This is a genomic window from Planktotalea sp., assembly GCF_050633725.1.
Classification (GTDB): Bacteria; Pseudomonadota; Alphaproteobacteria; order Rhodobacterales; family Rhodobacteraceae; genus Planktotalea.
In genome coordinates this window covers 39,353-57,343 of the sequence record NZ_JBOEHB010000009.1, presented here as the reverse complement: position 1 = coordinate 57,343, position 17,991 = coordinate 39,353, and the positions used below count along the sequence as shown (strand labels likewise).

The window sequence follows — 17,991 nt, the reverse complement described above, 5'->3', positions numbered from 1 at the left end:
GAAAAGGGGCATCCAAAGTGTATTGGGTGCCCCTTCGTTTGTTGTGTGGCTAGAGTTCCCTTTGCAAAGCAGGCGGGACTACGGAATTTCTAAAAGATGAAATCGGCATTGCTCCATTGGGCGACGCTCATGTCTTCTACATAGATCACGCCATCTCCACCAAGTGCGCGTAGATCAATCATCGAGCCAGCACCATTCGCAACAATCGCGCCCGCATCGAAAACGTCAGCACGGCTTGCGACATTGAACGCACTAAGATCGAGCTTGTCGGTATTGTTGTTGAAATCAGTAATCTCATCAAAACCAGACGCCAGTTTGAAGATGAACACATCTGCGCCCGAGCCACCTGTCATCAAATCGTCGCCGCCACCGCCCTTTATCGTGTCAGCACCTGAACCTGCTTTGATTTCGTCGTCACCGCGCCCGCCAAAGATCAGATCATTGTCCTGATTGCCTTCAATTGTATCGTCACCATCTTGGCCGCGGAGGGTGTCTGCGCCTTTTCCACCGTTTAAGTCATCTTCGCCTTTACGTCCGCGCAATACGTCTTGGTTGTCGCCGCCAAAGAGCGCATCATCGTTGCTGCTTCCAAATAGGCTGTCTTCGCCGTCTCCGCCGTATACCGCGCCTGAAACCAGACCACCGCGCCCGTCAAACAGATCGTCGCCCGAACGCATTTCAACATCGCCCATAATCAGGCCAGAGTTATAGATCACATCGCCCGAAAGGCCCGACCCATCATCTTTTGATCCAACAATTGCCTGCTCACCACCAATGATCGTTCCGCTGTTCTTAATGGTAAGCGTGCCGCTTGTCGCTTGCTCGCTAAAGATGCCCGTCTCGCTTCCCTCGATAGTTCCTGTGTTCAGAACGAGAGCGGTTTGCCCAATGGCGTCAAAATATACGCCATGCTCGCTGCCCGAGATAGAGCCAGCATTCTTGATATCGGCAGCACCTAAGCTATTAACAGCAACCGCACTATCGCTTGTTGAGATGATGCCGCCCGTCGCTCCGACTGTCAGGAGTAAGTCGGATCCCGACATATCAACGCCTGCGCCATCTATCGCAATAACATCTCCGTTCACTGCCAGATCAATAAGCCCAACAGCACCAATCGCTGCGCCAGTGGCGCTGGTTACTGAGCCTGATTGTGTCACAATGCCCGAACCTGAATAAAGCTGTTGTGCGCCAACGGCATCGGTCGCAATGAAACTGCCGTCAATGGTGGCACCGTTTGCATAGTAAGCTTGTTGGAATAGGCCGTGACCATCGCCGTCTTGTTGAAGGGATTGCCAAGCGATAACCCAGCCACCGCCATCGAGCGCCGTGATTTTTGGTTCGATTTGGCCTTCTTCTGTTTCGGTGTTGACGCGTGTTTCTACGCCATTGGCAGACCCGTCAGCGTGATAGGCTTGGTAGTATATCCCGCTTTCATCCCCATCTTGGCCAAACGACATCCAGGTTATGACCCAGCCGCCATCTGTGAGCGCAGTAATTTGCGAGCCGTATTGCAGCAGAGCGGTAAATGTATTGACCTGCGTTTCTACGCCGCGCGTGGTTCCGTTGGCATTGTAGGCTTGACTATAGATGCCATAGTTGTCGCCATCTTGCCCGATCGATGTCCAGGTTACGACCCAGCCCCCGTCGATCAGCGCCGCAACTTGTTGCGTGTCCTGGCCATTGTTTGTGTAAGTATTAACCAAGGTTTCGCTACCTTGCGCAGAACCATCGGAATTATATGCTTGCTGGTAGACACCTTGAAAGCCGCCGTCTTGTAGATAGGATACCCAAGTGACGACCCATCCGCCGTCGCTAAGTGAAGTGACGGTAGGGTCGTATTGCGTGCTCGTCGTATAGGTGTTGACCTGCGTTTCACTTCCTTGCTTGGTGCCGTCAGCGTTGTACGCCTGAAGATAAACTCCGTAGTTGTCGCCGTCTTGCCCATTTGATTCCCAAATGATGACCCAGCCACCATCAGTAAGCCCAGCGATCTTAGGTTCTTGCTGGGTGCTGGTCTCATATGTGTTGACATGCGCTTCAACGCCGCGCGTTGTGCCATTTGCATTAAATGCTTGCGCAAAGATCCCGAGAGTTCCGCCAGTATCAAGCGATGCTTGCCAAGTCACCACCCAACCATCATCGCTTAAGGCTGTGATTTCTGGGTAGTATGGGATCCCGCCAAGGCTAGTATTAACCAGCGTTTCTCCGCCGCGCTGCGAGCCATCGGCATTAAATGTTTGGGCATAGATCGCACTGGTTTCACCGTTTTGACCAACAGATACCCAAGTGATCACCCAGCCGCCGTCATCAAGCCCGGCAACTTGAGCCTTTTCTTGTCGGCTCGTTGTATAGGTGTTGACCTGCGTTTCATTTCCCAAGGGTGTGCCATCAGCGTTAAATGCTTGGGAAAAGATGCCTGCTAAGTCTCCATCTTGGCCCTCGGAATTCCAGGTTACGACCCATCCGCCAGTGCTGAGTGTGGCAATCTGATGGTCATGCTGGCTGCTTGTTGCGTATGTATTGACCTGTGTTTCAACCAAATTTGGCATGCTTGGACCTGCTTTCTGAAATCTCTAGAAAAATTAGAAGGCAAGTGATGAATGCCTTGCGATAAAGTTTTGTAGTGGGGGCTCAACCTTTTCTTTTGGTTGGCCAAAGACAATGGAATCGTGCAGCTACAAATTTGGTGTAGCTTCGCCCATCAGACCTTTGATGGCGCAATAAATCAAGAAAAACCAAACGTTATGGCATGTATCCAAGCCGTATCTTATGCGCTGGGTTTGGCATTGACCCGATTTGACACGGCGCGCAAAGCGAGCGCTTTGTAAGATCTAATCAACTTTTGGGAATTTCACTTGCTGGTGCGGTCGGGGGGACTCGAACCCCCACGNNTGTGTTACCGCACAGCGACCTCAACGCTGCGCGGCTACCAATGCCGCCACGACCGCAAAACCAGCAAGTGCGCTGCATATAGTTGAGCCAATTTACGATGCCAAGCGCTAATTGCATTGCACGAGCGAATTGTTTCTCCAAAATCGTGTGAAGCAGGTTTTCCAGCTCGCGATCAACTTTGTCTCACCGTGCGAAGGCGACACTTTGGTATGATTGGTCTGGCCGTGAATTTCGTGGTCCGAACCACATTTTTCCGGTGCTTTTGATGCAATAGCTTTACCGATAAGAAGATGCGTAAGATGCAAAGGGCGCGCTGTATCTCGCCGTCGTCAAACAAAGCGCTAAAGGGGGGCATACATGCGTGCGATCATAACAGGTGCTGCGACGGGGATTGGGGCTGAGACCGTCAAAAAGCTTAAGGCGAAGGGCTACGAAGTCACCGCATTTGATATCGTAAAGCCAGCGAATGTTGATACTTGGATCAAGCTCGATATGTCCGATCCTGCGGCGATAGATGCCGCGCTTGGACAGATTGATGGCAAATATGACAGCTTGATTAACAACGCTGGACTGCCCCCACGCGAAGGGCTGACAAAGACAGTATTGAGCGTGAATTATTTTGGCTTGGTCCAACTGACTCTTGGGTTAGAGGGCAAGCTCAAGAAAGGCGGGCAAATCGTGAACACCGCCTCACGCGCTGGCGCGGCTTGGGCAGATAATATCGAGCAGGTTAAAGCGCTCATGGCGCTTTCCTGCGTTGATGATCTTGATGATTTCATTGGCGCTCACGAGTTGAACCATGTACGCGCCTATAACCTCTCCAAAGAGGCGGTGATCGTTTGGGGGATGGCGAATACAGAACGCCTGATTGCTAAAGATTTGCGGGTGAATTCGGTAAGTCCAGCCGCCGTGAGTACAGGCATTTTGGACGATTTCGCGACTGCCTTTGGTGAGCGCATGGCTAAGAATGTCGCGCGCGTTGGGCGTCCTAGCCAGCCCGAAGAAGTCGCTGACGTCATTATGTTCTTACTCTCCCCCGAAAGCCATTGGATCAAAGGCATCGACATCACAATTGACGGTGGAATGTCAGCCCTCGCCACGTCGGATCGTTTGGCTTTGGGGGATTAAGGCGGCGAAAACGCTCTTTTTGAACCATAAATAGCGCCTGCTGTGAAATGAAAGCGCCGCTATCCTTGCCAATAGATCGGGTGGGCCTCGCACATGCGCGCAGTGACTGCGCGCGCGTCAGCCAGTTGCGTCTCGCGAGCGTTTTCATCTGCCGTTAAAATCCCTGCGATGGTCTGGCCAAGTTCGATAAACTCGGTCTCCTTGAAGCCACGCGTTGTTGCTGCAGCAACGCCAAGCCGCACTCCGACCCAATCATTTGGGTTCGACGCATCAAAGGGGATTGGGTTCTTGTTGCAGGTAATATTTGCCTGATCCAACAGTGCCTCTGCTTGCCGACCAAGCATGCCTAGATTTGACAAGTTTAAAAGAGCAATATGCGTGTCGGTTCCGCCCGAAACGATATCGACGCCCCCTTTCTGTAAGCTGCTGGCTAACGCTTTAGCATTGTTGACGACTTGCTGCGCGTAGGCACGAAATTCGGGTTGCAGTGCTTCCCCCAGACACACCGCTTTGGCTGCGAGGACTTGTGTATGCAGGCTTCCTTGAACGCCCGGAAAAACGGCCGATTGCAATTTCTTGCGCCAAGTTTCATCGCGGGAGAGGATGAGCCCTCCGCGGGGGCCGCGCAGTGTTTTGGTCGTTGTGCAGGTGACAATGTCGGCATGTGGAAGCGGGGAAGCATGCACGCCACCTGCGACCAACCCCGCGATATGGGCCATGTCTACCAGGAAATAGGCTCCGACTTTTTTAGCGATCGCTGCAAGTCTTTCAAAGTCTAATGCTCGTGGGTAGGCCGAGCCACCCGTAATAAGTAGCTTGGGCTGAACGTCCTGCGCGCGGGATTCGACATGGTCATAATCAATGACACCCGTTTCCTCGCGCACCCCATAGTGATGGGCCTCGAACCAACGTCCCGAAAGATTTGCCCCAAGCCCATGACTGAGGTGGCCGCCAGCTGCCAAATCAAGACTCAGCACCTTGTCGCCCGTTTTCAGCAGGGCAAAGAACACGGCGAGATTAGCCTGACTGCCAGAGTGCGGCTGAACATTTGCATATGCGCAATCGAACAGATCGCATGCCCGATCAATTGCCGCTTGCTCGACGATGTCGACATTCTGTCCACCGCCGTGAAAACGAGCCGCGGGATACCCTTCAAGCGTCTTATTTGTCATTTCGTGGCCAAGCGCATCAAGCACGGCGCGGCTCACAATATTTTCAGAGGCGATCAATTCGATCTGGTTTTGCTGACGGGTCAATTCCTGGTCCAAAGCATTCGCAATCAACGGATCAGTCTGGGCAACGCCAGACGCAAAGAATTCAGACATCTAAAGGCTCACTTGTTAGGGGCGTAGGCGGCTGTTCTACGCTGGTTAGACAGATTGGTTTCTAACAATTGACCATGTGTCTAGATTGCGCGCAAACGAGATTTACTATTCTCTAGGCTTAGATTATCTATCCCTACTATGACTGGGAAACCGCGCCGCTCCAATTTGCCTCCTTTGAATGCGCTACGCGCCTTTGAAACGGTCGCTCGCCTTGGCAGTTTTACGAGCGCGGCTGATGAACTTTGCGTGACGCCCGCAGCTATTTCTCAACAGGTGAAATCGCTGGAAAGTTGGTTGGGGTTGAGCCTATTCGATCGTCATGCCCAAGGCGTGAGCCTAACAGATGCTGGACGCCAAGCAGTGCCAGACCTCACAAGGGCGTTTGATCAAATGATCGGTTCTGTGTTTTCGCTCATGCGCGCGGCCAGCCCAGAGCGCATTCGGATAGCGACCCTTCCCAGCATTGCCCATTTTTGGCTTTCACCGCGATTGAGCGCTTTGCGAAAAGCCATCCCAAACCTCGAAATTTCACTCACAACGCGATTAACGCCACCGAATTTGCAGCGCGAGCCGTTCGAATTTAGCCTTTTTCTTGCCGAGCCGCATGATGACGGGCGCGGCTTTTGTCTTGCTGAAGATGAGATTTTCCCAGTCTGCGCACCCGAATTAGCGATGCGATTAAAGGCACCATCTGATCTGATGTCGGAAACGCTTTTGAACGATGAAACGTGGATTGATGATTGGACCCTATGGGCGTCGGCCGCTGGCGGCGATCTTCAGCTTGGAAAATCGGGGCCTGTTTTCTCGCTTTTCGGATTGGCGTTGGAAGAGGCGAAAAATGGCGCGGGCGTGCTTATGGGGCATCGTTTTCTTGTTGAAGAACACCTTAGAAGGGGCGAGCTGGTCGCTCCGTTTCCCGAACGGGTGCTGCGTAAGGAAAAGCTCTTTTTAGAAGTCGGGCCGAAAGCTGATGGTGATCCTGTCGTTCGCAAAATCGTCGAATTGCTTGTTCATAGCTAACCGATCTCAAAGGGGCGAATGCCGAATGGTGGTACGCTGGTTGATCGGGCCGCGCGCGCAGATTGAGCTGTGAAAACCCTTTGGAATGGTAAGCGCGGCACCGAAATTTCGCCGCTCTTGCTGCGCTGGTTTTGGCTAAGCAGCTCGCTTATGTTGTTGCCGCTTGGCAACTAAGAACGTGTAAAATTTTGCGCAATTCCAGCAAGATTGCTGGATTGATATCTAGGCTTTAACCATTGATGTACTTGACGATTTAAGGGCAGGCTATGGCGATTTCGTTGCTTTTTGCAGATGACCATGCGATTTTTCTGCAAGGTCTTGTCAAGTTGGCAGACACTCTTGGTCACTATGACGTTTGTGCAATCTGCAAAGATGGTTTCGACGTCGAAAAAGCGCTCGTTCAGAAGCAGCCCGATGTCGCTATTTTGGATGTATCCATGCCGGGCCCGGGCATTTCCCGTCTTGTTGAACTTGCGCAATCCTTGGAGCCGCCAGTTCCTGTTGTCTTACTTACAATGCACCGTGATTTGGAATTGCTGGAAACGTTGTTCAAGCTCGGGGCGGCAGGGTATGTGCTAAAAGATGATGCCTTTGAAGAGTTGGACATTGCGATCGGAGAAGTCGCATCAGGCGGGACCTACATTTGCGCATCGATGATTGAAGTGCGAGAGCAGGGACGGGACGTAGATCAAGCAGGTTTAACGAAACGAGAGATCGAGTGTTTGCAGCTCGCGGCCGCAGGCGCAACGTCCAAAGCCATCGCGCGAAAGCTTGGTTTGACGGAGCGAACGGTACAGTTTCATATGTCAAACACCTGTAGCAAACTTGGAGCAAAACGACGCGCCGAAGCTGTTGCAAAGGCTTTGGCGCTCGGGCTTGTTGCTTTATAAAATGACCCGTGGGATGTGCCATTTCGCAACCATGATCTTCAAATGTATAAGCGTTGTTTTGTGTCTTTTCGCCTCAAAGGCGCTGGCCGCACAAACCTACATCGATCTCACCGGGCAGCATTATATTACGACACTTTCAGGCGATGAATTGGGTGTTCCAAACCTGACTGCTGAAAGCTGGACGCCGATAGATGCACCTAACCGCGCGAGTTGGAAAAATCAGATTGGGGACTCTGCTCAAGTCCAATACTGGCGGCGCATCGATTTTACGATCAGCCAAGAGCAGCGGGCCGAACTCTATGACCCATATTTCTTCATAGGTTCGGTCATTGGCGGCGAGAGCATCTATTTGAACGGCATCAAGATTGCCAGTTATGCAACGTTGGATCAAAGTCGATACACATGGGCGTCAACGAATATTTTTGTGGGAACGCGCCTCGTTCAGCTTCCGCGCGATGCATTGCTTGATGGCGCAAATACCATTCACATCAAGCACGGGCGATTTTATCTTCAAAATGCCACGATTTATGACGGGCCAATTGGCATTGGGAACTACGGTGTCGCGGTCGAGCAAATCTCAAAAAAGAAGTCCCGCTACGATATTTATTCGGGCATTTTGCTATTTGTAGATATCATCTCGGTTCTCGCCTTTGTCGTCTTGCTGATTGCGCTTCCGATAACAAAGACCACATTTTGGCTCTCGGTGTCCTTTTTGACCTATGGCATTACCGCCATTCCCTTGTCTCCCCATGTTCGCGCGTTTGAGGGCGCTGTGAGCGACGGTTGGGAGGTTCTCGCGGTAAAGTTCAATCTTGCAGTCGTAGCGGCGATCCCGCAATTTATGGCGGCAATTTTGGGGCTGCGCATTGGTTGGTCAACGCGCCTTTTCCAGTTTGGAGTCCTTGCTCCGGTTCTTTTATCATGGCCTTTTAGAAACGAACTTTCGATCTTCTTGAAAGGGCTAACTGACCCCCTGTGGCTTCCTTCAACACTTGCGCTATTGCTCGTTGTTGTCGTCACCTCCTGTCGTTCGGTGCTTTCGGGTGATCCTCGGGCTATTCCTCTTGTCGCTGCAATCGCCGTTTTGGTCGGGGCTTATGTTTACGATTTCAACGCGCTAGATCGCGAGTTTATACTCTTTTTCGGCTTTGAATTGCGTGCTTTTGCGGTGCGACTTTTCCCGTTCTTCTTTCTTGTTGCTGCAATGATCGACTATCGCATGAAAAACGCGGCCTATGTCGCGGCAACCCAAGATGCAGCGCAGGCCAAGGCAAACGAGCGACAACGCCTTGGGCAGGATCTGCACGACGGCATTGGTCAAATGTTGTCATCTGCCAAAATGAATGCGCAACTTTTAGGTGCAAATACCAAAGGTGACATCGATCAAGATATCAATGAACTCGTGACCCAACTTGATCACGCAATTGCCGATACGCGAAATCTTGCGCACGAGCTGACACCGAGTCTCATTCAAGCGGACGGCTTTATTCAAGCCATGCACAAGCAAGCTCAGTACCTGAGCCGCGGGGCTGCGGTCTCGATCAAGGTTGATGCGCTTTTCGATCAAGAACATCATGTTTCTCAAGCGCATCAGGGGGAGTTATTCAAGATTTTTCAAGAGGCAGTGCAGAACGCTTTGAAGCACTCTCAAGCCTCTGCTATCGACGTGTTTTTCCGATGCAGCGAGAAGGGTTTTACGTTTCATATTTCTGACAACGGATGTGGTTTTAAGCCGACAGGCACGAATGCATCGTTGGGCCTTGCATCCCTTAGCGCGCGTGCAGCGGCACTCGGCGCGAAGCTTTCTGTGCGTTCAGGAAATGGGCAGGGCACAAGGCTCATCATCGAGACCAAAACCTGAAAAAAACCATCAAAACCTGTCGTTACCTACAGTATACGAAGGACTTTTCGTATCGTACGGTTTTTGCAAATTATTTTAATAAGCGAGTTTCATTATGTACCGATTTCTACAGGGCACGTGTGTCAGTGTATTGTTAACAATAGCGAGTGTTGGTGTCGCTCAAGACAACGCTAAACCCGCCCAGCAATGGCAACTCCCTGCAGCCAGTAAGAAGCCGCCCGTCGCGAGCAATTCTGGCATCATGAATTGGCGTGCGCCTGTTAAACCCCCGATGGTGCGCAGCGCCTCTGGGCGCACTGTTGTCCTACCTGTGAACCGGCCTGAAAGTGCGCTTTTTTCGGACGCGACGGTCGTGGTTTCAGGTTTCCCTGGCGTTCAAAAAGTTAAGCCGTTTTTAGGGCCGGATGGCAACAAACGAGCGGCATCTGATGAGGCTTATCTGACGATTGATCTTAATGGTGCATCAGCAACGTTGATGCGGTCGGACGCGATTGGCTTTGCTCCAAATGGCGCGGAAATTAAAACGCCTGCCTATGACAAGATTCTCGCCAGAGATATCGGCTTGGTCTTTGGGCTGGCGATCGATCAAGAGACCGACCGCAACCTTTACCTAACGGCGAGTTCTGCTTTTGGCCTGCACGTTGTTGGTAAGGATGAAAATCACGACCGTGTTCCTGATAGATTGATCACAGGCAACGCAGATGCGACTTGGATGAAGGGGCAATGGGGCACTGCCCCTTCTGCAGGGCCGGGCAGTGTTTGGAAGGTAGATGGACGCACAGGGCAAGTGACCTTGTTCGCCAACATTGCGCTGGATGGTCAAGCCAACACTGGCGCGGCCTTGGGCAACATTGCCTTTGATGCTGGGCGTCGTCAGCTTTTCGTGTCCGATCGCCAAACGGGTATGATCCATCGGTTGGACTTGATGGGCAACGATTTGGGGCACTTCGATCATGGGATCAACGCCCTAAAGCGGGCAGGCGTTGCGCCTGTTCCATATGATCGAGATGAAATCGCCAACATAAAGGGGCGCGATTTTGATGCGGAAGATCCCGACACATGGGGTTACACCGATGATCGTCGTTTGGTTTGGGGGCTGGCCGTTCATGACGGGCGGCTCTTTTATTCTGTCGCGGATGGCCCTGCGATTTGGTCCGTCGGACTTGATCGCGATACCGGGAATTTCTTGGATGATGCTCGACTTGAATTCACCATAGATGCGCCGCACCCGAATTATGAAATATCAGATATGGCCTTTGATTCAGAAGGTGGTTTGATCCTTGCGCAACGTGGAAAACAAAAGGCTGACCAAAGTTTCGCTGCCTTTGCGCGCGCACAAAAGGCGCAAGTTCTGCGTTTTGTTAGGGAGGTTCCTAACGATCCGAATACGCCATTTGATTGGGTCTCAGCGCCGCAGGTCTTGCCTGTGGGTTTTGCGGGCGAAGAAAACAACACCACTGGCGGCGTTGCCGTTGGTCCGTCTTATGATCGTAAAGGCGATTGGGATTTTTCAAATTGCGCGGGCACTCTTTGGGCAACGGGCGAGCAATTGCGCGACCAAGCGGATCTCAGCGCGGCGTTAGCTGTTGGCGGTGCTTTTCACGTCGATGGGGTTCAGGCCCAACCGCTCTTGCAGGACCAAGAGGCGGCATCGCCCCCTTGGCAGAGCTTTCATTTTGACTACGACGGCGCTTATCCGAAAGAGGATCAATTCGGTCATATCGGAGATGTCGAAGTGCTGGGTTGCTTGGGCGAAGGCGCAGGCGACACCTATTATGTGAGCGGGCCACCAAGGGCGGATTGCGATCCAGCGGTTGAGGTCTGCAACGCGGTTTGCATTGGTGAAGACTGCCCATGCGACAAGCCCGAAGGATGTTTTGACAATCCACCACCCCCCAAGAGTGCATGTTTAGACAGTTTTGTGAAAAACATCTGCATTGCCTCAAGTGGCACATATGAGGCGGTCACTTTGTTTGACGCCAAAGGCACGGGTATTGATCGAATTGAATTGAAAGACCTCAGCGGCTCGCTGTCTGTTCCAAACGATGTTTCGGTCGATGATATTTTGAAAATTTCGCTGGGTTCATTGGTGCAAGGCCAAGGCGCGCAGATCAGAGCCTGCGGATACAACGCCGCGCAGAAAGCGACAGGTGGTCCCTATGATTGCTGCGAAGTTGATTTGACACTGTCGCTTCCGGTCGATGTTTGCGTGAAGGAGGCAGAGTGATGCTTGTTAAGAAATGGACCTCTTTTGCATTCAGTGCACTATTTGCCGTCATCGCTCAGACGAGCTTTGCGCAAGAGCAATGCGAAACCTTTGATGGCTCAACTGGCGATTGGGAGATTTGCCAAGACTATGGCGTTGACCCCTCTAGAGGACGCATCGAACATAGATTCCGCGCGCAAGATCCAGCGGATGGGTTTCTCTATGGGTTTAGCGGACCCCACGGGCAGCGTTTGTGCTCGACCAGCGCGAATGTCTTGCTTGAGAACTGGTTCTCGACAAGCGACTGCACCGAGTTTTGTGTTGATATCAATCTGTTCATAGACGGTGATGGAAGTCCAAACCAATCCTCCCCTTTCAAGCCCCATTTCATCGTAAAAGGCGCGGGCAAATCTGCTACGTTTACGTGGTCTAACAGTCTAGTTGATAACCAAGAAACAGGATCAGGCTGGACGCGGTTTTGCGCGCCGGTTTCCAAGCGCGTGACGGGTGATCCATTGCCGGTTTCATCCGATGGCAGCTGGACGTTTTCGGGCACGGAAACCGAATGGAACGCGCTTTTTGCCAATGTGGATCAGGTCATTTTGCCGATCGATTCAGTCCTCGATGTTTATGAAGAGGTTGGCTACGACAACATCTGCGTTCGCGGCGTGTCTTGCCCGAACGAAGAAGATCTCTCGATCTTGAAAAAATGCGAGCCTATCGACGCAAGCACTGGCGCGCCTTGGACTTTGCAATGCGAGATCGAAGTCACCGCCACAAACCCAAGCAAACAGATCGAAATCTCCGATGCGTTAAGCGGCGGTTTGATCGCGACAAGCGAAATTGTGTCTGCTGATCCCTGGGCATGCAGTGGTTTGTCGTGCACTATTTCGAATACCGACTTCCCAACATCAGGTAGTTCAGTTCTGGAGGTGACACTGACCTTGGATGAGCTGGGCGAAGCGATGGAAAACTGCGCGCAAACTGTGGGCATGGCCGCCGCGCCAGATGGCGGGGAGCTTTCGTCTTGTGTCGAGATTGAAATCACGGGCGATCTGCCTCTAGAGCCCAAGATATGCGAAGCCTTTACACCATCCGTTGAGTGCAATGACGCAGGTGGGTATCAGGTTGTGTTGTCCAATTCTTTGACGGGCAGCTTTGACCCGACGTCCATTGACGTCACTGTTTTGACCTCTGGTGTTACAGCGCAAAGCAATCCTAATGATCCGCTGACTCTCATTCTGTCAGGGGCGGGGGCAGGTGACACCGTGAACATGTCGCTCGCCTCGATTGAACATGGCGCAGGCAGCAAGCCAGGGCTTGACCTGTGCTGCATGGGTGAGCTTGAAGTGAAAATCCCAGAAGGCTTGGTGTGTGAGCCGCCAGAGGTGCATTTCGATCTGACCAAGACATGCGAGCCGAATGAGCAGAATGATATCAGCAACACGATTTGCCACATCGATGTCACCTATTCAGGCCCACCGCCGACATCGAGTAATCCGCTGACCATTGCAGATAGCCAAGTGTCAGGAACGCCCATACAGGTGCAGGCACAATGGGAACCATTGGGGTCTGCCCACTATTGGGAATGTGGACTCGCGACGGGAACGCCGCCATTTGCTATTCCGCCTTCGTGCCACATTTATGATGGCATGACGCAAGGCGCTGCGCATGACTGGTCCAGTTTTCAATCAACGCTGACGTTCTTTTTGGACACGGATGGCCCTTACAAGAATTGCGCAGCTGGCGAGATTACTCTTGCCGATGGCAGCGTCCTGCAGGCCGAAGATTGTCATACCGAAGGCGGCAGTGATCTTATCATCGCCAAGTCCGCGACGTTTGATCAGTGCGCCCCGGGGCAGACGTGTCAGTTTGAATACACTGTTACTAACGTAGGTTCGGGCGATTATTCCGATACAATTACGCTGCTTGAAACAACTCTGACGCCATCGGGCGGCACGATCAATGCGATCAGCCCTGCGCTATGTACGAATGCGTCTGATTTACTTGCAGGTGGGTGCACAGGTCACGCGGATATCGCCGCTGGGTCGAGTATCACCTACATCGTTGACTATGTGGCACCAACGGGTTTGACGTTGCCTGAAAACGTCGATGTGATTGTTGGCGAAAACTGTGTTTCCTTGGATGATAGCACGCTCAGTGAGTTCGATGAGTTGAGCGAGGAAAACGGGCAACTTGCGTGCACCGAATTTGAGATCGGCACCCCAGAGTTAGAGATCGAAAAAGTCGCAAATGGCGCTTGCACTCCCGCAGCACCTTGCTCGTTTTCCATCAACATTTCGACGACAGGGCAACCGTTTACGGGCCGCCTCGCAGTGGTTGAGCAAATGATCGGGCAGGGGGCAACGCTGACATCTATTACGTCAACTCCGCCGCAAACGCCTGCATGTACGCCGACCTCCGCGTTTGAGGGATGCGTTGTTGATGTGGCGCTTGGTGCGAATGAGACCTTCACATTGGATGTGAGCGCAACGATTTCAGGCTATTTGCGCGACGACGCTGCGCACCATAACAACCACAACTGTATTTCGGTTGGCTTGGTGTCGAACTCTGCACCTCTGGGTAGTTTTGATCCAAGTGCAAACCCAGCGCCGCCTTGGGCGAGCTCTTGGGTGCCAGTTCACGACGATGCGATTTGTATTCCCTTTGATCCGCCACGCGAGCCGAGCGAAGTTGACCTGACGCTGAACAAAGAAATCACGACAAAGACGGCTCCAAGCGATATGAATTTGCCAGCGGGTGAACTGCCTGTGTTTATGCTGACGCCAAGCGTTGCGTCTGGCACGTTGACGCCGGGGGCCGTGATAACCGTTAGTGAAGATCTCGCAGCGTATAATATGACCTATGTCTATAGCACGGCACCCGGATGGACCTGCTCTGAGACAAACGATATTCTGACCTGCAGCTATACAGTTCCAAGCAACGGTGCGGCCCCGGGTCCGATTGAAGTCGGCGCACAGCACCTAGCTGTGCCTTGGGAGAAAAACTGTGCTGACGTATCAATTTCGGGTCAGACCGATACCAATCTGAGCAACAATTCTAGCTGTATTACGCGCGAAGATCAGGTCGATGAGTTTGATCTTGCGATTGAGAAAACTTCAGACATGGAGCTTTCGCCAACAGGGGATATTCAATTTACGCTGACGCCGACGGTCGTTACAGGAACGTTGATGGCGGGGCAGGTTGTTGAAATCTCGGACCCAATACAAGGGCAAGGTTTGGGGTTGGCTCAGGTTTTGCCTGCATCGGGGTGGGTTTGCGACACAAGCGTTACGTGCCAATTCACTGTCGCGTCAAATGGTCAAACGCTTCCTCCGATAACGTTGTCTACGTCCGTTCCAGTCGGCGCGGCGTGGCAAAATTGCGCGAAAATCCGAGCAATGGCTAACGGGCAGGACGTCGCAGAAACCGATCTGGACAACAACGAATCCTGTATTGCCGCGGCTGCGCAAGCGACGCCAGATATCGCGGCCACCAAGACGTGCGATGCTTTGCAAGTAAGTCCGGGTGCGCCCAGCACATTGACCTGCGAAATTACTGTAACGGGCACCAATTTGACCGCTGGTTCGGGCAGTGTGCGCGTGTTTGATGAGTTGAGCTCGCAAGCCAGCGCAAATGGAACAGAAGCAAAGCCTGTGACGACCTTCATGGCGAATGCAAATGTGACCTCAAGCGAAAATTGGTCCTGCACCGATACCTCAAGCTCTGCGCCGTATTCTGCGGGTCACTGTGATCTGCCGATAAACGATCTTATCGCAGCGGGGGGGACGTCAGTTCTGACGGTAACGGCGCAAATCCATAACGGTGGCGGTTTGGTCGCGGATCTCAGCAATTGCACCTTTGCGGCGCCGCATAGTGCGCTATCTTCACCAAGCGCGCAGCACTGCGTTAACATCGGTGCCGAATGCGCGGACGGGTTTGTTGAGAATGCTGGAAGCTGTGTGACCGGCCCCCCCGTGGGGCCCGAAGCAACGCTTGCTTTGACCAAGTCCTGCGAGGCCTTAGGAAGCAGTACCGCACCTGGTGGGCGCTTCTGTAAAATTTCTATAAGCGCCGAAAACCTGACACCGGGTCAAACTCTTACGGTTTCAGAAAATATGCTCAGCGGCGGGTCGGAGCATCCAAGCCTTGTCAGCGTCTTTGCCGCGCAATCTGCTGGTTGGACTTGCACGCAGCCTGTTTATTCCGCAGCGAATGCGCCTGAGTGTTCGATTGCAACGGACGAGCTCATTTCACAAGGCGGGACTGCGACGTTGCTTGCGAATGTTCAGGTCTCTCAAGAATTCTTAGAAGGCACAGAGCCGCAAAATTGCGTTTCTGGGACGATTGATGGAGCGGCTGTTGGCGATGCTGGCTGCGTTGCCTTTGCGGCAGCTACACCGCCGCCGCCTGCAACGCCATTACTAGAAGCATTCAAATCCGCAAAGGGTGAGTGCGAGGTGAACAAGGCGGCTCAGACCTATACCTGCGCTTTCGAGATCGGTGTTAAGAATGTTGGAGATGGCGGCTACTCTGGTCCGCTGGTTCTGGATGATACGTTTGGCGCACCTAAGCCGAAATTGGTCGAAATGCTCGATGGCGATGGCTGGGAGTGCCTGCGCACAGATGGACTCGGCACAAGCTGTTTGAACGGCGCGGTGGAACTTGCTCCAGGCGCGGCCTCTCAGGTTGCGATGGAAGTCGTTATTCCCGGGCTCGCATCTGGCGGTACTTTCGAAAACTGCGTCGGAGTCGGCATAGGCGACAGCAAGTTTCTTAGAGCGTCAGTCATGCAAAGCATTATGCTGAAACTTGGCATTGATGGCGGTCCTGTTGATGGCGCGCCTGGCCGTAAGACACGAGCAGGCGTTCGCGCGCTTCAAGAGCAGCTCGGCCTGGAGCCAACAGGTGAGATTGACGATGAAACATTCGAGGCATTGGGGGTTCCGTCCACCGAAGGCACCAAGCCGTTCTGTATTTCCGTTGAGTTGCCTCCGATGCCTGTGCCAGACGTGAAATGCAAACCAGGGCAAAAGAAAAACTCGCGCGGCGTTTGTTATTGGCCCGAGGTTGATTGCCCAAGCGGGCAAGTGAAAAATAGCAAAGGCCAATGCTACACACCGCGCAAGGCGTGCCCAGAAGGCCAAAGGCGCAATAGCAAAGGTCAATGCTACACGGTGCAAAAAAGCTGCCCGAGCGGTTACAAGCTGAATAGCAATGGTGATTGCTACAAGCCACGCACTCAGTGCAACGCGCGCTCAACCATCCAACATGGCGATGGATGTGCTTGCCGTTATCGCGGAATGCGTAAAGTAAGCGCAACGCGCTGTGTTTGCCAAAACACTGGCTTGCCACCAATCTCTGGAGCAGGGTGCCCAAGAATTGAAATCGACCGCGGTGAAGACGGCGCGGGAGGGCATGGGAAAAACTGTGTGATCGTGAATGGTCAACGCATTTGTATTTAGGAACTATCAAATAGATGCGATAGCTTTGGCCCGTCTATCGGCATTGTTGCTTAGATGGCGCAAGGGATTCATCTCATGAATCCTGCTTGGTAGCTGTCACTGATGAGCAGTTGGTCCCCCACGAAGTACAAGACCAAGAACTGGCCTTCGTACAACGCGGCACTGAAGCAGCGCGGTTCGCTATCGATCTGGTTTGATCCCGAAATGTCGGGGCACGCGCCGCCGACAGGCAAGCGGGGTGTCAGCCCGAGTTTAGCGACGCGGTGATCCAGGTTTGCCTGACAATGAAGGTACTGTTCGGCATGCCTCTTCGACAGACGGCAGGCTTTGTCGAAAGTCTGCTGCGGCTGGCAGGGCTTGACTGGAAAGTGCCAGACTTCAGTACCTTATGTCGCCGTCAGAAGGTAATGAACGTCGCCATCCCTTATCGTGGCGGATCGGGGCCGCTCAATCTGCTGATCGATGCGACCGGGATCAAAGTGGAAGGCGAAAGAGGGTGGAGTGCACGTAAACACGGCGGGCCAAAGAGACACCTGTGGCGCAAGCTTCACCTTGGCATGGATGAAGAAACACTGGAGATCCGCGCGGTCGGCGTCACGACAAACAACGTAGGCGACGCACCAATGTTGCCCGACTTGCTGGACCAGATCCCACCCGACCGGGAGATTGCCACAGTCACCGCAGATGGGGCTTATAACACGCGCAGATGCCACAATGTGATTGCCGCTCGCGGAGCCGCCGTCATCATCCCCCCAAGCAAAATGCGCAGCCTTGGAAGCCAACGACGGCGGGCGCCATCGCGCGAAACGGAGCCGTGAAAACCTGCAAGTATCTTGGTCGCGCCTTGTGGCGCAAGCTGACCGGATATCGCCGCCGCAGATGCGCAGAGACGAAAATGAACTGCGTCAAACTCCTCGGCCAAGGCCTCATGGCCTGGCAAGCTGCGGAGCTCCAAGTACGCATCGCGCTCTTGAACCGCTACTCAGCTCTTGGCATACCTGTCACTGAGTCCGTAGCATAAGTCCGTCCGGGGAAAGGGGAAGTCCGCTCAAACACCGATTTGCGTAACAGAGCCTCAGAAACATCCAATTGGCAAATCTCGTTTGATCGCATCCCGTTCCAAAGTGCTATCAACGACACCCAGAAGAGGTTGCTATCCCGCTTCTGCTGCTCATCGACGGGACTACGGAAAATGAGGTTTAAC

8 protein-coding genes, 1 tRNA gene and 1 pseudogene are annotated in these 17,991 nt (G+C 53.0%); 7 read left to right on the top strand and 3 right to left on the bottom strand.

What is annotated here, in order from left to right; genetic code table 11:
- Positions 1–89: 89 nt before the first annotated feature.
- Together ACRBCU_RS09320 and ACRBCU_RS09315 are read right to left on the bottom strand one after the other, a co-directional pair.
- Positions 90–2,549 carry a hypothetical protein gene (locus ACRBCU_RS09320; protein ID WP_431365110.1) on the bottom strand — a complete coding sequence of 820 codons (2,460 nt, stop codon included), beginning with the start codon at positions 2,547–2,549 and terminating at the stop codon, positions 90–92.
- Positions 2,550–2,859: 310 nt separating this feature from the next.
- Positions 2,860–2,948 (bottom strand) — tRNA-Leu (locus ACRBCU_RS09315).
- Positions 2,949–3,249: 301 nt separating this feature from the next.
- Here ACRBCU_RS09315 and ACRBCU_RS09310 point away from each other — a divergent pair.
- Entirely contained in the window at positions 3,250–4,020 is a 771-nt protein-coding gene (locus tag ACRBCU_RS09310; protein WP_431365109.1) for an SDR family oxidoreductase, read from the top strand.
- A 59-nt stretch (positions 4,021–4,079) separates the two neighbouring features.
- Here ACRBCU_RS09310 and glyA read toward each other — a convergent pair whose 3' ends face one another.
- Positions 4,080–5,345 carry a serine hydroxymethyltransferase gene (gene glyA / locus ACRBCU_RS09305; protein WP_431365108.1) on the bottom strand — a complete coding sequence of 422 codons (1,266 nt, stop codon included), beginning with the start codon at positions 5,343–5,345 and terminating at the stop codon, positions 4,080–4,082.
- Positions 5,346–5,483: 138 nt separating this feature from the next.
- Between glyA and ACRBCU_RS09300 the strand changes: the two genes are divergently transcribed.
- The 6 genes and pseudogenes from ACRBCU_RS09300 (at position 5,484) to ACRBCU_RS09275 (ending at position 17,808) form a co-directional block, all read left to right on the top strand.
- Positions 5,484–6,365 carry a LysR family transcriptional regulator gene (locus tag ACRBCU_RS09300; protein WP_431365107.1) on the top strand — a complete coding sequence of 294 codons (882 nt, stop codon included), beginning with the start codon at positions 5,484–5,486 and terminating at the stop codon, positions 6,363–6,365.
- 266 nt (positions 6,366–6,631) lie between these two features.
- Positions 6,632–7,255 carry a response regulator transcription factor gene (locus ACRBCU_RS09295; RefSeq protein WP_431365106.1) on the top strand — a complete coding sequence of 208 codons (624 nt, stop codon included), beginning with the start codon at positions 6,632–6,634 and terminating at the stop codon, positions 7,253–7,255.
- 13 nt (positions 7,256–7,268) lie between these two features.
- On the top strand, positions 7,269–9,116 hold the full coding sequence (locus tag ACRBCU_RS09290) for a sensor histidine kinase (RefSeq protein WP_431365105.1): 1,848 nt from the start codon (positions 7,269–7,271) through the stop codon (positions 9,114–9,116).
- A 94-nt stretch (positions 9,117–9,210) separates the two neighbouring features.
- On the top strand, positions 9,211–11,343 hold the full coding sequence (locus ACRBCU_RS09285; protein WP_431365104.1) for a hypothetical protein: 2,133 nt from the start codon (positions 9,211–9,213) through the stop codon (positions 11,341–11,343).
- The gene (locus tag ACRBCU_RS09280; protein WP_431365103.1) at positions 11,343–16,787 is read left to right on the top strand and encodes a peptidoglycan-binding protein; all 5,445 of its coding nucleotides are present in this window, start codon (positions 11,343–11,345) and stop codon (positions 16,785–16,787) included. The genes ACRBCU_RS09285 and ACRBCU_RS09280 overlap by 1 nt, the downstream gene beginning before the upstream one ends.
- A 102-nt stretch (positions 16,788–16,889) precedes the next feature.
- Positions 16,890–17,808 (top strand): annotated as a pseudogene (locus tag ACRBCU_RS09275) (IS5 family transposase).
- The last annotated feature ends 183 nt before the right edge of the window (positions 17,809–17,991 follow it).

Coding starts and splice junctions, on each gene's coding strand:
- ACRBCU_RS09320 (WP_431365110.1), bottom strand. CDS start 2,549: ATGCCAAATTTGGTTGAAACACAGGTCAATACATACGCAACAAGCAGC.
- ACRBCU_RS09310 (WP_431365109.1), top strand. CDS start 3,250: ATGCGTGCGATCATAACAGGTGCTGCGACGGGGATTGGGGCTGAGACC.
- glyA (WP_431365108.1), bottom strand. CDS start 5,345: ATGTCTGAATTCTTTGCGTCTGGCGTTGCCCAGACTGATCCGTTGATT.
- ACRBCU_RS09300 (WP_431365107.1), top strand. CDS start 5,484: ATGACTGGGAAACCGCGCCGCTCCAATTTGCCTCCTTTGAATGCGCTA.
- ACRBCU_RS09295 (WP_431365106.1), top strand. CDS start 6,632: ATGGCGATTTCGTTGCTTTTTGCAGATGACCATGCGATTTTTCTGCAA.
- ACRBCU_RS09290 (WP_431365105.1), top strand. CDS start 7,269: ATGTGCCATTTCGCAACCATGATCTTCAAATGTATAAGCGTTGTTTTG.
- ACRBCU_RS09285 (WP_431365104.1), top strand. CDS start 9,211: ATGTACCGATTTCTACAGGGCACGTGTGTCAGTGTATTGTTAACAATA.
- ACRBCU_RS09280 (WP_431365103.1), top strand. CDS start 11,343: ATGCTTGTTAAGAAATGGACCTCTTTTGCATTCAGTGCACTATTTGCC.